The sequence below is a fragment of the Agrobacterium sp. 22-214-1 genome, from assembly GCF_053522465.1.
On record NZ_JBNWCK010000001.1, the window covers coordinates 684,658 to 706,421 of the forward strand.

Annotated in this window: 17 protein-coding genes; 13 read left to right on the forward strand and 4 right to left on the reverse strand. The window is 60.8% G+C overall.

Going from position 1 to position 21,764, the window contains the following annotated elements; translation table 11 throughout:
• Positions 1–134 precede the first annotated feature (134 nt).
• The 4 genes from ACQZ5G_RS03490 to dprA are packed head-to-tail and all read left to right on the forward strand — an operon-like array spanning position 135 to position 4,194.
• Entirely contained in the window at positions 135–1,076 is a 942-nt protein-coding gene (locus ACQZ5G_RS03490; protein WP_003521487.1) for an aspartate carbamoyltransferase catalytic subunit, read from the forward strand.
• Positions 1,073–2,365 (forward strand): dihydroorotase, encoded by a 1,293-nt coding sequence (locus ACQZ5G_RS03495; protein ID WP_003521488.1) that lies wholly within the window; start codon positions 1,073–1,075, stop codon positions 2,363–2,365. Before ACQZ5G_RS03490 ends, ACQZ5G_RS03495 begins: the two co-directional genes overlap by 4 nt.
• 48 nt (positions 2,366–2,413) lie before the next feature.
• A complete protein-coding gene (plsY, locus tag ACQZ5G_RS03500; RefSeq protein ID WP_448736990.1) occupies positions 2,414–3,031 on the forward strand; it encodes a glycerol-3-phosphate 1-O-acyltransferase PlsY in 618 nt (205 codons plus the stop codon).
• Positions 3,032–3,051: 20 nt separating this feature from the next.
• Positions 3,052–4,194: a DNA-processing protein DprA gene (dprA, locus tag ACQZ5G_RS03505; RefSeq protein WP_448736991.1), complete on the forward strand. Its 1,143-nt coding sequence runs from the start codon at positions 3,052–3,054 to the stop codon at positions 4,192–4,194.
• Here dprA and ACQZ5G_RS03510 read toward each other — a convergent pair.
• Entirely contained in the window at positions 4,147–4,380 is a 234-nt protein-coding gene (locus ACQZ5G_RS03510; protein WP_003521491.1) for a hypothetical protein, read from the reverse strand. The genes dprA and ACQZ5G_RS03510 overlap by 48 nt on opposite strands.
• 258 nt (positions 4,381–4,638) lie before the next feature.
• On the opposite strand from ACQZ5G_RS03510, the gene topA reads away from it, so the two are divergent.
• The 6 genes from topA to rpmG all read left to right on the forward strand — a co-directional run bounded on the left by topA (position 4,639) and on the right by rpmG (position 12,292).
• Positions 4,639–7,323 (forward strand): type I DNA topoisomerase, encoded by a 2,685-nt coding sequence (topA, locus tag ACQZ5G_RS03515; RefSeq protein WP_448736992.1) that lies wholly within the window; start codon positions 4,639–4,641, stop codon positions 7,321–7,323.
• Positions 7,320–9,674, forward strand: coding sequence for a ribonuclease R (rnr, locus tag ACQZ5G_RS03520; RefSeq protein ID WP_448736993.1), 2,355 nt, complete (start codon positions 7,320–7,322; stop codon positions 9,672–9,674). Before topA ends, rnr begins: the two co-directional genes overlap by 4 nt.
• A 44-nt stretch (positions 9,675–9,718) precedes the next feature.
• Complete coding sequence (locus tag ACQZ5G_RS03525; protein WP_059752697.1) at positions 9,719–10,162, forward strand: DUF983 domain-containing protein; 444 nt, start codon at positions 9,719–9,721, stop codon at positions 10,160–10,162.
• A 62-nt stretch (positions 10,163–10,224) separates the two neighbouring features.
• The gene (locus ACQZ5G_RS03530) at positions 10,225–10,851 is read left to right on the forward strand and encodes an NUDIX hydrolase (protein WP_003521495.1); all 627 of its coding nucleotides are present in this window, start codon (positions 10,225–10,227) and stop codon (positions 10,849–10,851) included.
• 17 nt (positions 10,852–10,868) lie between these two features.
• A complete protein-coding gene (locus ACQZ5G_RS03535; protein ID WP_162144073.1) occupies positions 10,869–12,035 on the forward strand; it encodes an MFS transporter in 1,167 nt (388 codons plus the stop codon).
• A gap of 89 nt (positions 12,036–12,124) precedes the next feature.
• Complete coding sequence (rpmG, locus tag ACQZ5G_RS03540) at positions 12,125–12,292, forward strand: 50S ribosomal protein L33 (RefSeq protein WP_003496403.1); 168 nt, start codon at positions 12,125–12,127, stop codon at positions 12,290–12,292.
• 892 nt (positions 12,293–13,184) lie between these two features.
• On the opposite strand, the gene ACQZ5G_RS03545 is transcribed toward rpmG, so the two are convergent.
• Both ACQZ5G_RS03545 and ACQZ5G_RS03550 read right to left on the reverse strand, forming a co-directional pair.
• Complete coding sequence (locus ACQZ5G_RS03545) at positions 13,185–14,555, reverse strand: PleD family two-component system response regulator (RefSeq protein ID WP_020810655.1); 1,371 nt, start codon at positions 14,553–14,555, stop codon at positions 13,185–13,187.
• An 18-nt stretch (positions 14,556–14,573) separates the two neighbouring features.
• Positions 14,574–14,945 (reverse strand): response regulator, encoded by a 372-nt coding sequence (locus ACQZ5G_RS03550; RefSeq protein WP_003521498.1) that lies wholly within the window; start codon positions 14,943–14,945, stop codon positions 14,574–14,576.
• Between the two features lie 131 nt (positions 14,946–15,076).
• Here ACQZ5G_RS03550 and ACQZ5G_RS03555 point away from each other — a divergent pair, with 131 nt between their 5' ends.
• From ACQZ5G_RS03555 to ACQZ5G_RS03565, 3 genes are all read left to right on the forward strand, one after another.
• Positions 15,077–15,385, forward strand: a complete 309-nt coding sequence (locus ACQZ5G_RS03555; protein WP_003521499.1) for a DUF3572 domain-containing protein — start codon at positions 15,077–15,079, stop codon at positions 15,383–15,385.
• A gap of 70 nt (positions 15,386–15,455) precedes the next feature.
• Positions 15,456–16,739 carry a DNA polymerase IV gene (locus ACQZ5G_RS03560; protein WP_448736994.1) on the forward strand — a complete coding sequence of 428 codons (1,284 nt, stop codon included), beginning with the start codon at positions 15,456–15,458 and terminating at the stop codon, positions 16,737–16,739.
• Between the two features lie 169 nt (positions 16,740–16,908).
• Positions 16,909–18,147, forward strand: a complete 1,239-nt coding sequence (locus tag ACQZ5G_RS03565) for a L,D-transpeptidase family protein (protein ID WP_448736995.1) — start codon at positions 16,909–16,911, stop codon at positions 18,145–18,147.
• 22 nt (positions 18,148–18,169) lie between these two features.
• Here ACQZ5G_RS03565 and dnaE read toward each other — a convergent pair whose 3' ends face one another.
• Positions 18,170–21,670, reverse strand: a complete 3,501-nt coding sequence (dnaE, locus tag ACQZ5G_RS03570; protein ID WP_448736996.1) for a DNA polymerase III subunit alpha — start codon at positions 21,668–21,670, stop codon at positions 18,170–18,172.
• Positions 21,671–21,764 lie beyond the last annotated feature (94 nt).

Sequence of the window (21,764 nt, forward strand, 5' to 3'; positions counted from 1 at the left end):
CTCTATAGAGCGCAGGACCGAATTCCGCCGCACTCCTGAGGCGTGTTCACAGCGAATGGGAGCGCGCGGATCAGCATTCGGGCGTTCCGGGCATTTTCACGGGAAAATGCGGCGCCCGTCAGGAGGCAAACCGCATGGTCTTCTTCCCCCATCGCCATCTCCTCGGCATCAAGGGGCTTTCCCATCAGGATATTACCCTGCTTCTCGACAAGGCCGACGAGGCGGTGAAAATCAGCCGCCAGCGCGAGAAAAAGACCTCGACGCTTCGGGGCCTGACGCAGATCAACCTGTTTTTCGAAGCCTCGACGCGCACGCAGTCCTCCTTCGAGCTTGCCGGAAAGCGTCTCGGCGCAGACGTGATGAACATGTCGGTCGGCAATTCCTCGGTGAAGAAGGGCGAAACGCTGATCGATACGGCGATGACGCTGAACGCCATGCGCCCGGATGTGCTGGTCGTGCGCCATTCCTCCGCCGGCGCCGCCGCGCTGCTCGCGCAAAAGGTCGCCTGCTCCGTCGTCAATGCCGGCGACGGCCAGCATGAGCACCCGACGCAGGCGCTGCTCGACGCACTGACCATCCGCCGCGCCAAGGGCGAACTGTCCGGCATTACGGTGGCGATCTGCGGCGACGTGCTTCATTCACGCGTCGCCCGCTCCAATATCATCCTGCTCAACCAGATGGGTGCGCGCGTTCGCGTCGTCGCCCCCGCCACGCTGCTGCCCTCCGGTATCCGCGACATGAGCGTGGAGGTTTTCCACGACATGAAGGAAGGGCTGAAGAACGCCGATGTGGTGATGATGCTGCGCCTGCAGCGCGAGCGCATGTCCGGCTCCTTCGTGCCTTCGGTGCGCGAATATTTCCATTATTACGGCCTCGATGCCGAAAAGCTGAAAGCGGCGAAGGAAGATGCGCTGGTCATGCATCCCGGCCCGATGAACCGCGGCGTGGAAATCGCCTCCGACGTGGCCGACGGTCCGCAGAGCGTGATTGAAAGTCAGGTGGAAATGGGGGTTGCCGTGCGCATGGCGGTCATGGAAACCCTGCTTGTCTCGCAAAATCAGGGTGAGCGCGTATGAGTGCCGTTACCGTTCTCAACAATCTCCGCATCGTCGATCCATCCCGGAATCTTGACGAGACCGGCAGTGTGATCATCGGTGCCGACGGCACCATTCTGGCGGCCGGCAAGGATGCGCATAATCAGGGCGCTCCCGAAGGGGCGACCGTTCGCGACTGCAAGGGTCTGCTGGCTGTTCCCGGTCTGGTGGACGCCCGTGTTTTCGTGGGTGAGCCGGGTGCCGAACACCGCGAAACCATCGAATCCGCCTCGCGCGCGGCAGCGGCCGGCGGCGTCACCAGCATCATCGTCATGCCCGATACCGATCCTGTTATCGATGACATCGCACTCGTCGAATATGTGAAAAAGACGGCGCGCGACAAGGCGCTCGTCAATGTGCATCCCGCAGCAGCCCTGACCAAGGGCCTGAATGGCGAGGAAATGACCGAATTCGGCATGCTAAAGGAAGCCGGCGCGGTGGCCTTCACCAATGGCCGCAAGGCGCTTTCCGATACGCTGGTGCTGCGCCGCGCCATGACCTATGCGCGCGAACTGGGCGCAGTGATCGCGCTCGAGACGCGCGACAAATATATCGGCGGCGGTGACATGAACGAGGGGCTTTTCGCAAGCTGGCTCGGGCTGTCGGGCGTTCCGAAGGAAGCCGAGATCATTCCGCTGGAGCGCGACCTGCGCATTGCCGGGCTGACACAGGCGATCTACCACGCCGCCAAGATTTCCGTGCCCGAATCGGCGGAAGCGATCCGCGTTGCGCGGCAGCGGGGCGTTAAGGCCACCTGCGGCATCTCGATCAACCACCTCACGCTCAACGAGAACGATATCGGCGAGTACCGCACCTTCTTCAAGCTTTCGCCGCCGCTGCGCGCCGAAGACGACCGCAAGGCCATGGTGGAGGCACTGAAGGACGGCACCATCGACATTATTGTCTCCTCGCACGACCCGCAGGATGTCGACACCAAGCGCCTGCCGTTTTCGGATGCGGCGAGTGGCGCGGTGGGGCTCGAAACCCTGCTGGCCGCAGCGCTGCGCCTGCACCACAGCGGCGAAGTTCCGCTGATGCGGCTGATCGATGCGCTCTCCACCCGCCCGGCGAAGATTTTCGGACTGGATGCCGGAACGCTGAAGGCGGGCGCGAAGGCCGATATCACGCTGATCGACCTCGACGAGCCGTGGCTCGTGGCAAAGGAACAGCTGGTCTCGAAATCCAAGAACACCCCGTTCGAGGATGCCCGTTTCAGCGGCCGCGCGGTTGCCACTTATGTGGCTGGCAAAGCCGTTCATTCCTTGGCATAAGATCACCGACAGAGATCACGCGGCCAGCGCGACAGAGGGGACGTTTGAATGAGTGCTTTGACTGACTGGCAGACGGCGCCTGCCCTTCTCGCGCTTTCGGCGCTGATCGGCTATCTGTTCGGTTCCATTCCCTTCGGCCTCATTCTCACCCGCATGGCGGGGCTGGGCGACGTTCGCAAGATCGGCTCCGGCAACATCGGCGCGACCAATGTGCTGCGCACCGGCAACAAGAAGCTCGCCGCAGCAACCCTGCTGCTGGACGCGCTGAAGGGCACGGCGGCGGTGTTGGTCGCCAATGCGCTCTGGGGTTACGAAGCGTCGCTGGTCGCCGGTTTCTTCGCCTTCCTCGGCCACCTGTTTCCGGTGTGGCTCGGCTTCAAGGGCGGCAAGGGTGTGGCGACCTATATCGGCGTGCTTTTGGGGGCCGCACCGCTGATGATGCTGGCCTTTGCGCTCATCTGGCTCGCAACCGCCTTCATCACCCGTTATTCCTCGCTATCGGCGCTTTTGGCCATGCTGGTCATTCCCGTGGCTCTCTGGGCGCTCGGACCTGAAAAGACGGCGCTGCTGGTGACGCTGCTGAGTGCGATTTCATGGTGGAAGCACCGGGAGAACATCGCGCGCCTGCTGGCAGGCACTGAAAGCAGGATCGGGCAAAAGGGCTGAGACCCATTTGAGGATATGCCATGCCGCATGAGGAAACGACACGGCAGGGCATAGAGCTTTCCGCGCGGCAGCGTGTCGCCTGGCTGAGGCTGATCCGCAGCGACAATATCGGTCCCGTTACCTTCCGCGAACTCATCAATCATTTCGGCAGCGCCGAAAAGGCGCTCGACGCCCTGCCCGAGCTTTCAAGGCGCGGCGGCTCGTCGCGCAGCCCGCGCATCGCCACGCAGGCGGAGGCAGAAGGTGAGATCGAAACGGCCGAAAAATTCGGCGCGCGTTTCGTCGGCATCGGCGAACCGGATTACCCGCCTGCCCTGCGGCAGCTGGATGGCGCGCCGCCGTTGATCGCCATGAAAGGATCGGCAGCGACCGCGACAAGACCGAGCATCGGCATCGTCGGCTCGCGCAACGCCTCCATCAACGGCGCGAAATTCGCCGCCATGCTGGCGCGCGATTGCGGCCGCGCCGGCTATACCATCGCCTCGGGGCTGGCGCGCGGCATCGATGCGGCCGCACACCGGGCAAGCCTTGCAACCGGCACGGTTGCCATGCTGGCCGGCGGCCTCGACCGGCCTTACCCGCAGGAAAATTTCGGGCTCTTGCAGGAGATATATGAGCAAGGCGGCGCGACGATTAGCGAAATGCCCTTTGGATGGGAACCGCGCGCCCGCGATTTTCCTCGCCGCAACCGATTGATCGCCGGTGTCTCCCTCGGTGTCGTCATCGTCGAGGCGGCGGAGCGCTCCGGTTCGCTGATAACGGCAAGGCTTGCCGGAGAAGCGGGGCGGCTGGTTTTCGCCGTACCCGGCTCCCCGCTCGATGCACGCTGCGACGGCACCAACCGGCTGATCAAGGAAGGCGCGATGCTGACCACGGGCGCGGCCGATATTCTGGAAGCGCTGCGGCCGCTGATGGAGCCGCAATTGCCCTATGAACGCAAGATCGAGGAACCGAGATCCGACACCGAGATGTCACCACCAGGGGACGACGAGCGCAGCATCATCGCCGCCGCTCTCGGTCCCTCGCCCGTGGAAACGGACGATATCATCCGTCACACAGGTTTTTCCGCTGCAACCGTTCATCTGGTGCTGCTGGAGCTTGATATTGCCGGACGTCTAAACCGGCATGCCGGGGGGCGTGTGTCGCTCTTCATCGCGGATTGACAGCTTGCGCCGTCCGCTCTGGATATCGCCGACTTCGACATAGGCCATCTCGATCAGATAACACAGCATGTCGGCCCCCTCACGGCTTGCGACCTGCCGCAGTTCCGCGAGCATCTGGCGAATGTAAGCCAAGTTCTCTCTGGTCCCTTCATTATCGGCATTATTGTTTGTTGCGTTGGGGACCATATATCTATCCTGCAAAATTTGCCTGAAACGAAGAGCAATAAGTCGATTCAAATGATGTTGCCCATCATAACCAATTTACCAAAGATTGCAATACAACAATAGATTATCCATAGGTTGCAATCACCTTGAAGCGATAAAATCGGCCTTGCCTCTTGACCCGCGCGCATTACCTGTCCATGTCGAAATATAAAGAAGGCGAATTGCGGCATTGCGCCGTGACCCGGCCACGTTAACGGACCAGTTCCAGAGAAAAACAATATGAATGTCGTCGTCGTAGAATCTCCTGCCAAAGCCAAGACGATCAACAAGTATCTTGGCTCGGGCTACAAGGTTCTTGCATCCTTTGGCCACGTCAGAGACCTTCCTGCCAAGGACGGATCGGTGCTGCCCGACCAAGATTTCGAAATGTCCTGGGAGGTCGACAGCGCATCCGCCAAACGCATGAAGGATATTGCCGATGCGGTAAAATCCTCCGACGGCCTCATTCTCGCAACCGACCCGGATCGCGAAGGCGAGGCCATTTCCTGGCACGTTCTCGATCTTTTGAAGAAGAAGCGCGTCCTCGGCGACAAGCCGGTAAAACGCGTGGTCTTCAACGCCATCACCAAAAAGGCCGTGCTGGACGCCATGGCGAACCCGCGCGACATCGACGTGCCGCTGGTCGACGCCTATCTTGCCCGCCGCGCGCTGGATTATCTCGTCGGCTTCAACCTGTCGCCGGTGCTGTGGCGCAAGCTGCCCGGCGCGCGTTCCGCCGGCCGCGTTCAGTCGGTTGCGCTGCGTCTCGTCTGCGACCGCGAATCCGAAATCGAGCGTTTCGTCTCCGAAGAATACTGGAACATCAGCGCGCTTCTGAAGACACCGCGCGGTGACGAATTCGAAGCCAAGCTGGTTTCGGCCGATGGCAAGCGCCTGCAAAGCCGCTCGATCAAGACCGGAGACGATGCGAACCGGCTGAAGGCGCTGCTGGAAGGCGCAACCTATGTGGTCGAAAGCGTCGAGGCGAAACCGGTCAAGCGCAATCCCGGCCCGCCCTTCACCACTTCGACGCTGCAGCAGGCGGCCTCCTCGCGCATGGGCTTTTCCGCCTCGCGCACCATGCAGGTGGCGCAGAAGCTTTACGAAGGCATCGATATCGGCGGCGAGACCGTCGGTCTGATCACCTATATGCGTACCGACGGCGTGCAGATGGCCCCGGAGGCGATCGATGCCGCCCGCCGCGCCATTGGCGAGCAGTTCGGCGGCCGTTATGTGCCGGAAAAGGCGCGCTTCTATTCCACCAAGGCCAAGAACGCCCAGGAAGCGCACGAGGCGATCCGCCCGACCGATTTCAACCGCACGCCGGATCAGGTGAAGCGTTACCTCGATCCCGATCAGCTGCGTCTTTATGACCTGATCTGGAAGCGCGGCATAGCGAGCCAGATGGCCTCGGCGGAAATCGAGCGGACCACGGTGGAAATCCTTGCCAGCAATGGCGGCGAAAAGGCAGGCCTGCGCGCCGTCGGTTCGGTGATCCGCTTCGACGGCTTCATCGCCGCCTATACCGACCAGAAGGAAGATGGCGAGCAGAGCGATGACGGTGACGACGAAGGCCGTCTGCCGCCGATCAACGAGCGCGAGAACCTCGCCAAGCAGAAGATCAATGCCAGCCAGCACTTCACCGAACCGCCGCCGCGTTATTCGGAAGCCTCGCTGATAAAGAAGATGGAAGAACTCGGCATCGGCCGTCCTTCCACCTACGCGGCGACGCTGAAGACGCTGAGCGACCGTGAATATATCGTCGTCGACAAGCGCAAGCTGGTGCCGCATTCGCGCGGCCGGCTGGTGACGGCTTTCCTCGAAAGCTTCTTTACCAAATACGTCGAATACGACTTCACCGCGGCCCTTGAAGAAAAGCTCGACCGGATTTCCGCCGGCGAACTGGACTGGAAGCAGGTGCTGCGCGATTTCTGGAAGGATTTCTTCGCACAGATCGAAGACACCAAGGAACTGCGTGTCACCAACGTTCTGGATGCGCTGAACGAGGTTCTGGCGCCGCTGGTCTTCCCCAAGCGCGAGGACGGTTCCGATCCGCGCATCTGTCAGGTTTGCGGCACCGGCAATCTTTCGCTGAAGCTCGGCAAATACGGCGCTTTCGTCGGTTGCTCCAACTATCCGGAATGCAACTACACCCGCCAGTTGACCTCGGACGGTTCGGAAGCCGAAGCTGCGGCTTCGAACGAGCCGAAGGCGCTGGGTGCCGATCCTATGACCGGCGAAGAGCTGACGTTGCGCTCCGGCCGTTTCGGGCCCTATATCCAGCGCGGCGACGGCAAGGAGGCCAAACGCTCCTCGCTGCCCAAGGGCTGGAAGCCTGAAGATATCGACCACGAAAAGGCCTTAGCGCTCATCAACCTGCCGCGCGATATCGGCAAGCATCCGGAAACCGGCAAGATGATTTCCGCCGGTCTCGGTCGCTACGGGCCGTTCCTTTTGCATGACGGTTCCTATGCGAACCTTGAAAGCATCGAGGACGTGTTCTCTATCGGCCTCAACCGTGCCGTGACCGTGATTGCCGAAAAGCAGAGCAAGGGACCGGGCCGCGGCCGCAGCGGCACGCCGGCGGCGCTGAAGGAACTGGGCGACCATCCAGATGGCGGCGCGATCACCGTTCGCGACGGGCGTTATGGCGCTTACGTCAACTGGGGCAAGGTCAACGCCACCATTCCGAAAGGCCAGGACCCGGCTTCGGTGACGCTGGACGAGGCGCTGGTGCTGATTGCCGAGCGCATCGCCAAGACCGGCACCGGCGGCAAGCCTGCCAAGGGCAGGAAGACAACTGCCAAAAAGGCCGATGGTGACGCCGCAGCAAGGCCGAAGGCGACCAAGGCCAAGGCGGCAACGAAGAGCAAGACGGCCGCCAAGCCGAAGGCAGCGGCCAAACCCAAGAAAGCAGCAGAGTGAGCAAAGCGCCGCGTCAGAGACAGGGTTCAGCCAGCGACGGTTTCGGACGCACCGGACGCGGCAAGCGGGTCAGTGAAGGTGAAGGCATCATCCATGGCGAGGTGCCTTCCCGCGAGGTGCTGCTGAAATTCATCGCCGACCATCCGCAACAGGCCTCCAAGCGGGAAATCGCCAAGGCTTTCGGGCTGAAAGGCGAGAACCGCGTCGTTCTCAAAGCGCTGCTGAAAGAACTTGAAGTCGACGGCATGGTGCATAAGAGCCGCAAGTCGCTGACGCGGCCGGGCGGCCTGCCACCGGTCACGGTTCTCGATATCACTACCCGTGACAAGGACGGCGAATTGATCGGCCGCCCGGCCGAATGGCCGGAGGATATGGGTGCGGCGCCGGCAGTGCTCATCCGCCAGTCGTCGCAGGATCGCGGCAAGAAGGCCCCCGCGGCGGGTCTTGGCGACCGCATTCTGGCGAAAATCTTCCCCTCCAAGGAAAGCTCCGGCCCGGCCTATACGGCCCGCGTCGTCAAGCTGATCGACCGCCGCCAGAACGCGCTGCTCGGCGTGTTCAAGGAGACGGCGGGCGGCGGCGGACGCCTGATGCCGATCGACCGGCGCGGCGAGGAAATGGTCATCGACCCCGACGGCGTCGGCGATGCAAAAGACGGAGATCTGATCGAGGTGGAAACCTCGCGCAACAGCGGCCGTTACGGGCTGACGCGCGCCAAGGTGCTATCGGTCATCGGCTCCGTTGCCTCGGAAAAGGCGATCTCGATGATCGCGATCCATTCGCACGGCATTCCGCATATCTTCCCCTCGAACGTTCTGGCCGAGGCGGATGCCGCCAAGGCGGCCAGCATGTCGCACCGCGAGGACTGGCGCGACCTGCCGCTCATCACCATCGATCCGGCCGACGCCAAGGACCATGACGATGCGGTCTATGCCGAGCCCGACACGTCGCCCGACAATCCTGACGGTGTCATCGTCACCGTCGCCATTGCCGATGTCTCCTGGTATGTGCGTTCCGGTTCGCCGCTGGACCGCGAAGCGCTGAAGCGCGGCAACTCCGTCTATTTCCCCGACCGCGTCGTGCCGATGCTGCCGGAGCGCATCTCCAACGATCTCTGCTCGCTGAAAGAAGGCGTCGACCGCCCTGCCCTTGCGGTGCGGATGATCTTTTCGAAGGAAGGCCGCAAGGCCGGCCACACCTTCCACCGCATCATGATGAAGAGCGCTGCCAAGCTCTCCTACCAGCAGGCTCAGGCGGCCATCGACGGACGGCCGGATGACAAGACCGGCCCGCTGCTGGAACCGATCCTGAAGCCGCTGTGGCATGCCTATGCGGTGATGAAGCGCGGCCGCGACCGCCGCCAGCCGCTGGAACTCGACATGCCGGAGCGCAAGATCCAGCTGCGACCAGACGGCACAGTGGACAAGGTCGTCATCCCCGAACGTCTCGATGCGCATAAGCTGATCGAGGAAATGATGATCCAGGCGAATGTCGCCGCCGCCGAGACGCTGGAAAAAAAGAAGCAGCCGCTGGTCTATCGCGTCCACGATGCGCCCACACTTTCCAAGCAGGAGGTGCTGCGCGAATTCCTCGGCACCATCGGCATTTCCATGGCCAAGGGTGCGGCGATGCGCGCCAATTCCTTCAACGGCATTCTGGCCCGCGCGCTCGATACGCCGCACCAGATCATGGTCAACGAGATGGTGCTGCGCAGCCAGAGCCAGGCGATCTACAGCCCGGAGAATATCGGCCATTTCGGCCTCAACCTGATGAAATATGCGCATTTCACCTCGCCTATCCGCCGTTATGCCGACCTCATCGTGCATCGCGCGCTGGTGGGGTCGCTTGGCCTCGGCGAAGGCGGCATCACACCGCAGGAAGAGGCGACGCTGGACGATATCGCCGCCGAAATCTCGACCTTCGAGCGGCGCGCCATGGCAGCAGAGCGCGATACCGTCAACCGGCTGATCGCGCATCATCTCTCCGAACGGGTGGGCGAAGAATTCGATGGCCGCGTCGGCGGTGTCACCAAGGCGGGACTTTTTGTCGCGCTTCCGCAATTTGGCGCTGACGGCTTTGTTCCTATATCTACACTCGGAACCGACTATTTCCTTTACGATGAGGCCCATCAGGCCCTGACAGGAGAGAAGACGGGCCTCGGATACCAGCTTGGCGACACGGTTCAGGTGCGGCTTGCGGAAGCGGTGCCTTTGGCAGGCGCGCTTCGTTTCGATATGCTGAGCCCGGGGCGCAAGATGCCGGTCGGCACGCGCTCGTTCCACAAGGCAGGCCGGCGGACATCGCGTCCTGCCGCAAAGCCCGGAACGCGACCGCCCAGAAGGCGACGATAACAAGACCGCTTCAGGCGGTTGAAAAACGGGAGAAGGACTTAAGGATGAGTGCACATCAGGGCTCGGAAACAGTCACCTTCGGAGACGATAGCGCGGAACGGCCGCTTGGCCGCTCGATCATGCGGGGAATGGCCAATCGCTGTCCTGCGTGCGGCAGCGGACGCCTGTTCCGGGCCTTTCTGAAGCCGGTGGACGCCTGTGCCGCCTGCGGCGAAGAAATGCACCACCACCGGTCCGATGACCTGCCGCCCTATATTTCCATCGTCATCATCGGCCATATCGCTGTCGGCGGTTTCATGATGACCGATATGGTGTTTTCCGTTCCCATGTGGGTGCATTTCGCCATTTGGGTGCCGATCACCATTCTCGCCGCGCTTTTGACGCTGCAACCCATCAAGGGCGGTGTCATTGGCCTGCAATGGGCGCTGAAGATGCACGGCTTCGACCGAAAACAGCAAAAAGCGCAGATCGACGGCTCATCGCACTGACGGCGGGCGGGACCTTGCAGGTGACTCAGCTTCCCCGGCGTGCCGAAACGGCGAGCGCGCCCATGCGGCCGCGTGACGCCGCCTCCATCATTCTGTTCGACCGTTCCGGCTCCCAGCTCAGGGTGCTTATGGGCCAGCGCAGCAGCGCCCATGTCTTCATGCCGGGCGCCTATGTGTTTCCCGGCGGCAAACGCGATCCGCGAGACCATGCGCTGCCCTTTTCGGGCGATCTGCATCCCGCCGTCCTCCACAGCCTCACCGCTTCCGCAGCGCGGCGGCTGAGCGCTGCCGGCGCGAGAGCTCTGGCGCTTGCCGCCGCGCGCGAGCTTTTCGAGGAAACCGGCGTGGATCTCGGTTTGAGCACCAGGGGTCCCGATCTTTCCCGTTTCCGATATGTGGCCCGCGCCATCACCCCACCCGGCAATGTGCGGCGCTACGACACGCGATTCTTCTGCTGTTATGCCGACGAATTGCGGCTGGATACCCGGCTAACCCGTGATTCCGACGAGTTGCACAATGTGCAATGGCTTGACATGACAGACCTTTCCGGTCTGAACATGCCGAAAATCACGCGTACGGTTCTCGAAGATGTCACAAAACTCATGATAGGTGATCCCTCATTGCCCTTTGAAAGCCCCGCGCGGCTCTATGTCACGCGCCACGGCCGGTTCATTCGAGACTTTGTATAAAGGCCGTCATGTCACAAATGAAATGCGAAGAAGCGGACGCCATTCACTGGCCCTCACTGATCGCCGCCATTTCCGCCATCAGTGCGGTCGGTGTCGCCATCGGCCTTGGCCTTCCGCTCCTGTCGATCATCCTTGAGAAGCGCGGCATATCTTCCACCATGATCGGGGTGAATTCGGCCATGGCCGGCGTTGCGGCGATGATGGCGGCCCCCGTGACCACCAAGATCGCCCATGATTTCGGCGTGGCGCGAACCATGCTGTTCGCAGTCGTCGTTTCGGCGCTGAGCGCGCTCGGTTTTTATTTCGCCGAGGCCTTCTGGATGTGGTTTCCGCTGCGAATCGTTTTCCACGGCGCCACCACCACGCTTTTCATTCTTTCCGAATACTGGATCAACATGACCGCGCCGCCCAGGAAACGCGGCATGGTTCTCGGCATCTACGCCACCGGCCTTGCGGTCGGCTTCGCGGTCGGTCCGCTGCTGTTTTCCGTGGTCGGCAGCGAAGGCATATTGCCGTTTCTGGTCGGCGCGGCGATCATCCTGCTCGCCGCGATCCCGATATTCATGGCGCGCGGCGAGAGCCCGGAGCTGGACGAGCGGCCCAATCACCATTTCGTCCGTTATGTCTGGCTAGTGCCCATGGCGTCCGCGGCTGCCTTCGTCTTCGGTTCGGTGCAGGCCGGCGGCCTTTCGCTGTTTCCGATCTATGCGACGCGGGAAGGCTTCAACGAATCGCAGGCAGCGCTTCTCCTTACCGTGATGGGCATCGGCAATATGGTCTTCCAGATACCGATCGGCCTGCTTTCGGACCGGATGAAAGACCGGAGGACGATGCTGGGGCTGATGGCCTTTGCCGGCGTCTGCGGCACGCTGGCGCTGCCTTTTCTGGTGGAAAGCTGGCTTCTGGTGGCGGCCCTGCTGCTGTTCTGGGGCGGACTGGTCTCGGGCATGTATACTGTCGGCCTCACCCATCTCGGATCGCGCCTGAAAGGCGCCGATCTGGTCGCCGCCAATGCCGCCTTCATCTTCTGTTACGCCATGGGCACCATTGCGGGGCCGCAGGCCGTGGGCATTTCCATGGACCTTGCCGGAACCGACGGCTTCGCTTGGTCGCTGGCGGTATTTTTCGGGCTTTACGTGGTGCTTTATATCGTCCGTTTTGTTTTCCGGGCAAAACAGGCTTGACTTTTCAGGCGCGATACGTAGTTTCGCGCCAGATTTAGCCGAGGTGAGAAGCGCCTGCGGCTTCTCTTTTGTTTAAAGGCAGGACGACCATGGCGAAAGCTACAACAATCAAGATCAAGCTGCTGTCGACAGCCGACACCGGTACCTTCTACGTCACCACCAAGAACAGCCGTACGTTCACGGACAAGATGACGAAAACGAAGTACGACCCGGTTGTACGCAAGCACGTTGAATTCAAGGAAACCAAGATCAAGTAATTTCTTGATCGGTCTCCGACAAAAGCGCGCCCAACGGGCGCGTTTTTTGTTTGTGCTGAAGGAAGAGGCTGCCACCAGCCTTGTCGCACCCAGAGGCTTTGCAGGCGGCCAATAAGCCCCGCCTCCCCGCTGCCTCGGAAATTGCCGCCGTTACTGGCAAGCGCGCAAGCAGCCATTGGTAAGCCGACCATATGGCCTGACGCCCCACCCGCCGCCGCAATCATTCAGATGCTCAAAAAAAGTATCCCAAGGGCTACGGCCATCCGCCCTGCCCCGTATCACGACCTCGCACATGACGTGAACGAAGACGACCGCACAAGCAGCTACGCTGCGACACGCACACCACGAACAGGCAATTTTCGGGAAGAAGGCGGTCGGCCAACGATGCGATTACGGCACGAGGAACCGATTCGGACATCGTCAGCCGACCGACCCCACGATTCAGGAGATGCGGCGGACCTGAGCATCATGGGGCATTCAAACTACGCAATACCAGCCCCTGACGAGCGAAATCGCGACGGCTAAGCCGCTATCATTCATCATCACAAGACGGATAAACCGCCGGAAGAACTGTTACTCTCAATAGGGAGTGTGCGCAGAAGTAAAATAAAAATCAACAAATTCTTAAGCCAGAGATACATCACCTGGGAAACATGGTTAAGTATACAAAGCTGGCACACTATAGTTGCCGGAGAGATTGAATTCAACGTATTTTTCAACTTGAACTCTATTTATATCGCCAATCTGCATCTTTTCATTGCAAAGCGTTAAAATACATCCCAGGTCAATGGCTTGCAGTCTCGCGACGCCCGCCCCGTATCCCCGAATAACTATTTCGCCGGGATATGACGGAGAGATTGCGCAATATTCTTAGTTAATCCGCCGCTGACGCTCAGGCAGCGGCGGCAACGACGCGGTTGCGACCAGCGTGTTTCGCCTCGTAGAGCGCCTTGTCGGCCTGCTTCAGGATTTCATCCGGTGCGCCGAAGGCGCCACTGCTGGTGGCGATACCGAGGGAGGCGGTAATGCTCAATTCCCGGTCGATGGAACGAACATAAAAAGGCTTGTCCTCCACGATCGCCCGCAGGCGCTCGGCGACGCTTGCCGCAAGCTCCATCGGCGTATCGGGCATGACGACGACGAACTCCTCCCCGCCATAACGGCAGGCGAGATCCGCGCCGCGCACCGTGCTGCGGATGCGCGCTGCAAATTCCCGCAGCACCTCATCGCCGACATCGTGACCATAGGTGTCGTTGACCAGCTTGAAGCGGTCTATATCCGTCATGCAGATGGAGATCGGACGGCCGCGAACGGCAGCACGGTCGAAGAGTATCTTCAGGTGATTATCGAGGTAACGGCGATTGTTGAGGCCGGTCAGCCCGTCGACAATGGCGAGTTCCATCGTGTGCTGGAGATTGAGCCGCAGATGCTCGTTGTAACGCTTGCGCCTGATCTGCGTCAGCGAGCGCGCGACGAGTTCGTTCGGATCGATCGGGCGTAGAATATAGTCATTCACGCCGAGATCGAGCGCCCGCGCCACCATATCGTCCGCCCCCTGCTCCGCCACCAGAAGCAGCGGCAGGAAACGGGTGCGTTCCAGCGAGCGAAGCTGTGAGCACAGCCGCAGCGGATCGTAATTCTCGAAATTGGAATTGACGATGACGAGCTCGAACGGATTGCCCGCGGCCTTGAGCAAAGCCGCCTGCGGCTCGGTGACGGCATCGACCTCGGCAACCGGCTTCAGCGCCCGTACGATACGTTCCTGCGAGCTGGCGCGGCCATCCGCAACCAGCACGCGGCCGGGCGTCTGCATCAGGCCATCGCTGCGCAGCATCTCCTCGATGCCGATCTGCCGTGCGGTTTCGGCGCGCAGCCGCAACTCGTCGCTGACGGCCTTGAGGCGCACGAGGCTTTTGACACGGGCGATGAGTTGAAGGTCGTTGACCGGCTTGGTGAGAAAATCGTCGGCGCCGGCCTTGAGGCCGCGCACGCGGTCCGACGGCTGATCGAGTGCCGTGACCATCACCACCGGAATATGTGCGGTATTCGGATTGGCCTTCAGTCTTTCGCAGACCTCGAAACCATCCATGCCCGGCATCATGATATCGAGCAGGATGATATCGACCTGCTCTTCGTCGCAGATCGCCAGCGCCTTGAAACCATCCTCGGCGGTGACGACATCGAAATATTCCGCCAGAAGACGGGCTTCGAGAAGCTTCACATTGGCCGGAATATCGTCAACAACCAGAACTCTCGCCGTCATAACCGTTCCCCAGTCGCCTCACGCATCGCCCAGATAAGTCTTGATGACTTCGATGAACTTCGGAACGGAAATCGGCTTCGATACATAGGCCTCGCATCCGCCCTGGCGAATCCGTTCCTCGTCGCCCTTCATGGCGAAAGCCGTGACCGCGATGACCGGAATGACATGCAGCTCATCATCTTCCTTCAGCCACTTCGTCACCTCCAGCCCCGAGACTTCCGGAAGCTGGATATCCATGAGGATGAGGTCCGGGCGGTGCTTGCGGGCGAGATCGAGCGCTTCCATGCCGTTGCGCGTCTGGATCGTCGTATAACCGGACGCCTCGATCAGATCGCGAAAGAGCTTCATGTTCAGCTCGTTGTCTTCGACTATCATGACCTGCTTGGGCATGGTGAGCAGTCCCCGTTTCGCTTTGAAACCTTCATCCAGACATATAAGTTGCCAGAGAACCGATTCCATCGTCCATTTGTTGCGCAAGGCTAGAGGGATTTGGTTTCAAAATAGGTAACTTCGGGGAAGAAATGCTGCGCGATACGAAAAACAAAGGCAATGCCGGCCAGGATCCGCAAGAAACGGCAGCCGCCATACTTGGCTGGCTGGCAAACGAGCCGGAAATGCTGGCGCGTTTTCTGGCGCTGAGCGGGTTGCAGGCCAATATGCTGCGCCAGGCCGTCAACGATCCCGGCTTTCTTGCGGGGCTCACCGATTTTCTGATGAGCCATGAACCGGATCTCATGGCGTTTTGCGCCGCGACCGATACTTCCCCCGAAACAGTGGCGGCCGCCTGGCATCACTTTTCCGGGCCGGGGCTGGATTCAGGCGTGTATTGACGGGTCGCCCCCTTGAGCCGTTGTCACGGCCGGAGTATGGTCGGCAACGTTCTGGTTTTGTTTTCGCTCCATGTCCACGTCGCAACCCTATGATCCCGGTTTTTGCCGCGACTGTCTGGCCGGCCAGCCAGAGGGGCTGAGGCGTTGCCGCGCCTGCGGCAGCCCGCGCCTCGTTTATCATGCCGAACTCTACGATCTGAGCATTGCCCATATCGACTGCGACGCTTTTTATGCCTCCGTTGAAAAACGGGACAACCCGGAACTGGCCGACAAGCCTGTGATCGTTGGCGGCGGCAAGCGCGGGGTGGTTTCCACCGCCTGTTATATCGCCCGCATTCACGGCGTGCGTTCCGCCATGCCGATGTTCAAGGCGCTGGAAGCCTGTCCTGACGCCATCGTCATCAAGCCGGATATGGAGAAATACAGCCGTGTCGGGCGCGAAATCCGGGCGATGATGCAGGAATTGACGCCGCTGGTGCAGCCGCTTTCCATAGACGAGGCGTTTCTCGATCTCTCCGGCACCGAAAAGCTGCATCACGATCCACCGGCCCGTGTGCTGGCGAAATTCGCCCGGCGCGTGGAAAAGGAAGTGGGCGTGACCGTTTCCGCCGGGCTTTCCTATTGCAAATTTCTGGCCAAGGTCGCGTCCGACCTGCAAAAGCCGCGCGGCTTTTCAGTGATCGGCGAAACGGAGGCGCTGTCCTTTCTGGCGGCACGGCCGGTCACCACCATCTGGGGCGTGGGCAAGGCCTTTGCGGCGACGCTGGAGGCGGACGGTATCCGCATGATCGCGCAGTTGCAGGAGATGGAGGAAAGCGAACTGATGCGCCGTTATGGCGTGATGGGGCAACGCCTCTTCCGGCTTTCGCGCGGCATCGACGAGCGGCACGTGCACAATAACGACCCCGTCAAAAGCGTCTCTTCCGAAACCACCTTCTTCAACGATATTTCCCGCCATGAGGATCTGGTGCCGATCCTGCGCTCACTTTCCGAAAAGGTTGCCTGGCGGCTGAAGAAGAGCGGCATTGCCGGCCAGACGGTGGTGCTGAAGATGAAGACGGCAGACTTCAAGCTTCGCACCCGCAACCGCAAGCTGGACGACCCCACGCAGCTTGCCGACCGGATTTTCCGCACCGGCCTTTCGCTGCTGGAAAAGGAAACGGACGGCACCAGGTTCCGCCTCATCGGCATCGGCCTCAGCGATCTGCGCGATGCGGGCCTCGCCGATCCGCCCGATCTCGTCGACAAACAGGCGGGGCGTCGGGCCGCAGCGGAAGCGGCGATGGACAAGCTGCGCGACAAGTTCGGCAAGGGCAGCGTCGAGACCGGCTACACGTTCGGAACGCGCAAATAACAGTTGCGGGATTGTGCGACAGGTCGCGCAATCCTGTCCTGGCCGCCTCGCGCCGGATATATTTTAGATTTTACACAAATTAGTGATGTTGCGAATGATCGGTCCTTAAACTTCATTAAACTTCGCATGATTGAGTGAGGCAAGTTTTGTACATGTGGTGTATTGCGTCATGTCCCTCCGCCTCCGTCTTATGGCCGGCATGCTGTCGGCCAGCATTCTTGCCTTTCCGGCGCTTGCCGCTGACAGCAGGTCCCTGCAGATACTGGTATCGAAAAGCGACCAGTCGCTTTCGCTTTATGAGAACGGCGAAATCGTCGCCACCTCGAAAGTCTCCACCGGCAAGGCAGGGCATGAGACACCGAGCGGCATCTTCTCGATTCTGGAAAAGCGCAAATACCACGAGTCGAATATCTACTCGGCCGCGCCCATGCCCTTCATGCAGCGGCTGACATGGTCCGGTATCGCGCTGCACGAAGGCAAAGTGCCGAACTATCCGGCCTCGCATGGCTGCGTGCGCCTGCCGTCCAAATTCGCGAAGTCTCTCTTCGGAGACACCAAAACCGGTGTGCATGTCATCATCACCGACCGGCCGGTCTCGCTGCGCTTTGTGCAGCATCCGGCGCTGTTTCAGCCGCGCGACGATGCCGATGACGGCAAGCTGCTTCTTTCGGATGTGGAATTGCGCCCGGCGACCTTCGATGCGGCTTTGGGGACGGTCGAGGTCGCCGTCAATGAAAAGACCCAGGCCCTCAAGCCGGCGGCGAAGACCAGGGAGCCCTCGCCCCTGCGCATTCTCATCACCCGGCGTGGCGAGCGGGAAAAGGTGATGGATATTCAGACCGTGCTGACCCGCCTCGGTTTCGACGCCGGTTCAGCCGATGGTTATGCCGGGGAAATGACGATCAGCGCCATCAATGCTTTCAAGCGCTGGAAGGGGCTTAAAACCACCGGCCCGCTTCTGACCGACGCCTTCGTGACGGCGCTTTATGCCTCCGCTGGTGAGGACCACCCACCGACCGGCCAAATCATGGTGCGACAGGATTTCAAGCCGCTGTTCGAAGCAGCCATCGACATCAAGGACCCGGAAGTCGCGCTCGGAACCCATTTCTTCGAAGCCGTATCCGTGGATCGCGCCGCCGGAACCGCCGAATGGAACGGCGTGACGCTGGAAAACCATCTGCCTGCAGCGGCCCGCAAGCGGCTCGGCATCTCCGTTACCGAAGCCCCGGGCGGTTTCGATCAATTGAGCGCCGTGCTCGGCCGCCTCGAAATTCCCACGGAAATACGCAGCCGGATCGAGCAGGAGCTTTCAAGCGGCAGCTCGATCACCGTTTCCGATATCAGTCACCAGCTGGAGACAGGCACTGGAACGGACTTCATTACCGTGACCAAAGAAGGCCCGGTATGAGCGACGTGTGAGGCCTCAAGCCTCACACCAGTTCCACATCGACGACACCGGGTGCGGACCGCAGCGCAGCGGCGATCTCCGGCGAGATGCGGTATTTCTCCGTCAGCTCCACCTCGATCTCACGGCTGCCCTCATCCTTGATGACGATGAAATAGACAGACCCATCGCCTTTCGTATTGAGGTGGCGGGCCACCGTTTTCAGCGGGCCGGAATCGCGCACATAAACACGCAGCGCCTTCTGCATCTGCACGGATTTCTCTTCCAGTGACTGTGCCGTCTGGATACGCAGGCCGATACCTTCCGGGCGCTCTTCTGCCTGCACCGTGATGACCAGCGATTTGCCGACCTCGAGCAGATCGCGGAACTGGCCGAGCCCTTCGGAAAAGAGCACCGCCTCATATTGGCCCGATGCGTCCGAGAAGGTGACGATGCCCATCTTGTTGCCGGTGCGTGTCTTGCGCTCCTGTTTGCCAGTCACCGTGCCGGCCAGACGCCCGGCAGTTGCGCCCTGTTTCACCGCGGCGGAAAAATCGGCGAAATTCTGCACCCGCAGCTTTTCCAGCACGGGGCGATAGGTATCGAGCGGATGGGCGGTGAGGTAAAAACCGAGCACCTGATATTCGCGCAGCAGCTTTTCGGAGGCAAGCCACGGCTGGAAGGCGGGAAGGATAAGCTTTTCCGGGCCGCTTCCACCACCGGAGCCGAACATGTCCGACTGGCCGATGGTGCGGTTGTTCTGCGCCATCTGCGCATAACCGATGATGCGGTCCAGCCCGCCGATCAGCTCGGCGCGGTCGCGGCCGAAACAATCGAAGGCGCCGGCATTGATCAGGCTTTCCAGTACACGCCGGTTGATCTGCTTGGGATCGATGCGCAGGCAGAAATCCTCAAGGCTCGTGAACGGCTTGCCGTCGCGTACCTGGACGATGTGCTCCACTGCCCCCTCGCCCACGCCCTTGATGGCGGCGAGCGAATAATAGATGCGGTTCTCGCCCGTCTCGAATTGCCGGAACGAAGTCTGCACCGAAGGTGCGACGACCTCGATACCAAGGCGGCCGGCGTCCTGGCGGAAATCATTGAGCTTTTCCGTGTTCGCCATATCGAGCGTCATGGAGGCCGCCAGGAACTCCACCGGATAATGCGCCTTCATATAGGCAGTCTGGTAGGACACGATGGCGTAGGCCGCAGCGTGGCTCTTGTTGAAGCCGTAATTGGCGAATTTCGCGAGAAGGTCGAAGATGGTGTTGGCCTGCGGCTTCGAGACGCCGTTCTCGATGGCGCCATCCACGAAACGTTCGCGCTGCTTGTCCATCTCCTCCTTGATCTTCTTGCCCATGGCGCGGCGCAGAAGATCGGCTTCGCCGAGCGAATAACCGGAGAGAACCTGGGCGATCTGCATCACCTGTTCCTGATAGACGATAACGCCCTGCGTTTCCTTGAGCAGATGGTCGATGGTCGGATGGATCGATTCCAGCTCCTCCTCGCCATGTTTGCGGGCATTATAGACCGGAATGTTTTCCATCGGGCCGGGGCGATAAAGCGCCACCAGCGCGATGATGTCCTCGATGCAGTCCGGCCGCATGCCGATCAGCGCCTTGCGCATGCCGGCACTTTCCACCTGGAACACGCCGATGGTTTCGCCGCGCGAGAGCATCTCGTAGGTTTTGGCGTCATCCAGCGGGATCGCCGCAAGATCGACCTTGATGCCGCGCTTGGCAACGAAATCGACGGCGACCTTCAGCACCGTCAGCGTCTTCAGGCCGAGGAAATCGAATTTGACGAGGCCGGCGCTTTCCACCCATTTCATGTTGAACTGGGTGACCGGCATATCCGAGCGCGGATCGCGATACATCGGCACCAGCTTCGACAGCGGGCGGTCACCGATGACGATACCGGCGGCGTGGGTGGAGGCGTGGCGATAAAGTCCCTCGATCTTCTGGGCGATATCCAGGAGGCGGGCGACAACCGGCTCCTTGTCCGCCTCTTCCTGCAGGCGCGGCTCTTCTTCGATCGCTTTCGACAGGGGTGTCGGGTTGGCCGGGTTGTTGGGCACCAGCTTGCAGATCTTGTCCACCTGCCCATAGGGCATTTCCAGCACGCGGCCGACGTCGCGCAGGGCCGCGCGCGCCTGCAGCGAACCGAAGGTGATGATCTGCGCCACCTGCTCGCGGCCATATTTGGCCTGCACGTAACGGATCACCTCTTCGCGACGATCCTGACAGAAGTCGATATCGAAGTCGGGCATCGAAACGCGTTCGGGATTGAGGAAGCGTTCGAACAGCAGCGAGAAGCGCAGAGGATCTACATCGGTAATGGTGAGCGCATAAGCGACAAGCGAGCCTGCACCCGAACCGCGGCCCGGCCCGACCGGAATATCGTGCTGCTTGGCCCATTTGATGAAGTCGGCAACGATCAGGAAGTAACCGGGGAACTTCATGCGCGAGATGACGCCGAGTTCGAAATCCAGCCGGTCGCGATAGTCCTGCTCCGTATAACCGGGCGCCATACCGAGCGCGGCGAGCCGCTGGTCCAGCCCCTCCACCGCCTGGCGGCGCAGTTCCTCCGTTTCGGCGCGCTCGGCTGCTTCCGGATCGTCGCTGGCGCCGGTGAAACGCGGCAGGATCGGCCCGCGCTTCTTCAGCACATAGGAGCAGCGCAACGCGATCTCGACGGTGTTTTCCAGCGCCTCGGGAAGATCGGCAAACAGCGCCGTCATTTCCTGTCGACTTTTGAGGTAATGATCGGGCGTGAGCCGGAACCGGCTGTCATCGGAGACGATGGCGTTATGCGCGACCGCCATCAGCGCATCATGCGCCTCGTAATCGGCCTTGGAAGGGAAAAACGCTTCGTTGGTGGCAACCAGCGGAATATCATGGTCGTAAGCGAGGCCAATCATGCGGCGCTCATGGGAACGGTCATAACCGGACTGGCGCTGCAATTCGATATAAAGCCGGTCACCGAAGAGTGACTTCAGTGTCAGCAGCCGTTCCTTCGCCTGGGCGGTGTGGCCGTCCTTCAAGGCCATATCCACCGGACCGCCGGAAGCGCCTGTCAGCGCGATCAGGCCGGCATTGGAAGCTTCCTCCAGCCATGCACGGGTAATATGCACCGAATGGCCGCTGCCCTCGCCTTCCAGATAGGCGCGGCTGACGATATCCACCAGTCGCTCGTAACCTTCGGCATTGGCCGCCAGCAGAACGATGGCGGGAAGTTTCTGAAGGTGGCTGTTATGGTTGCGGCGGTCCTCCGCCGCATCCTGCATGTCGATCGACAGCTGGCAGCCGATGATGGGCTGCAAACCTTCATCGCGCGCCTTTTCGGAAAATTCCAGCGCGACAAAGAGGTTGTTGGTATCGGTAATGGCAATGGCCGGCTGACCGTCGGCGACGGCCTTGGACATGATTTTCTTGAGGGGCAAGGCCCCCTCAAGCAGGGAATAGGCGGAATGAACCCGCAAATGGACGAAACCGGGAGTTTTCAGCGTCTCGCCAGAGGTCTCTCCACGCACAACCGCATCGCCCATATCATCATCCTGTCATTCTGAATCGAGGGGGCGATTTTCCGATTTCCGGCGCTCAAAGTCCACCGCTTTGCGGCGTCCATACAGGTTTCTGCGC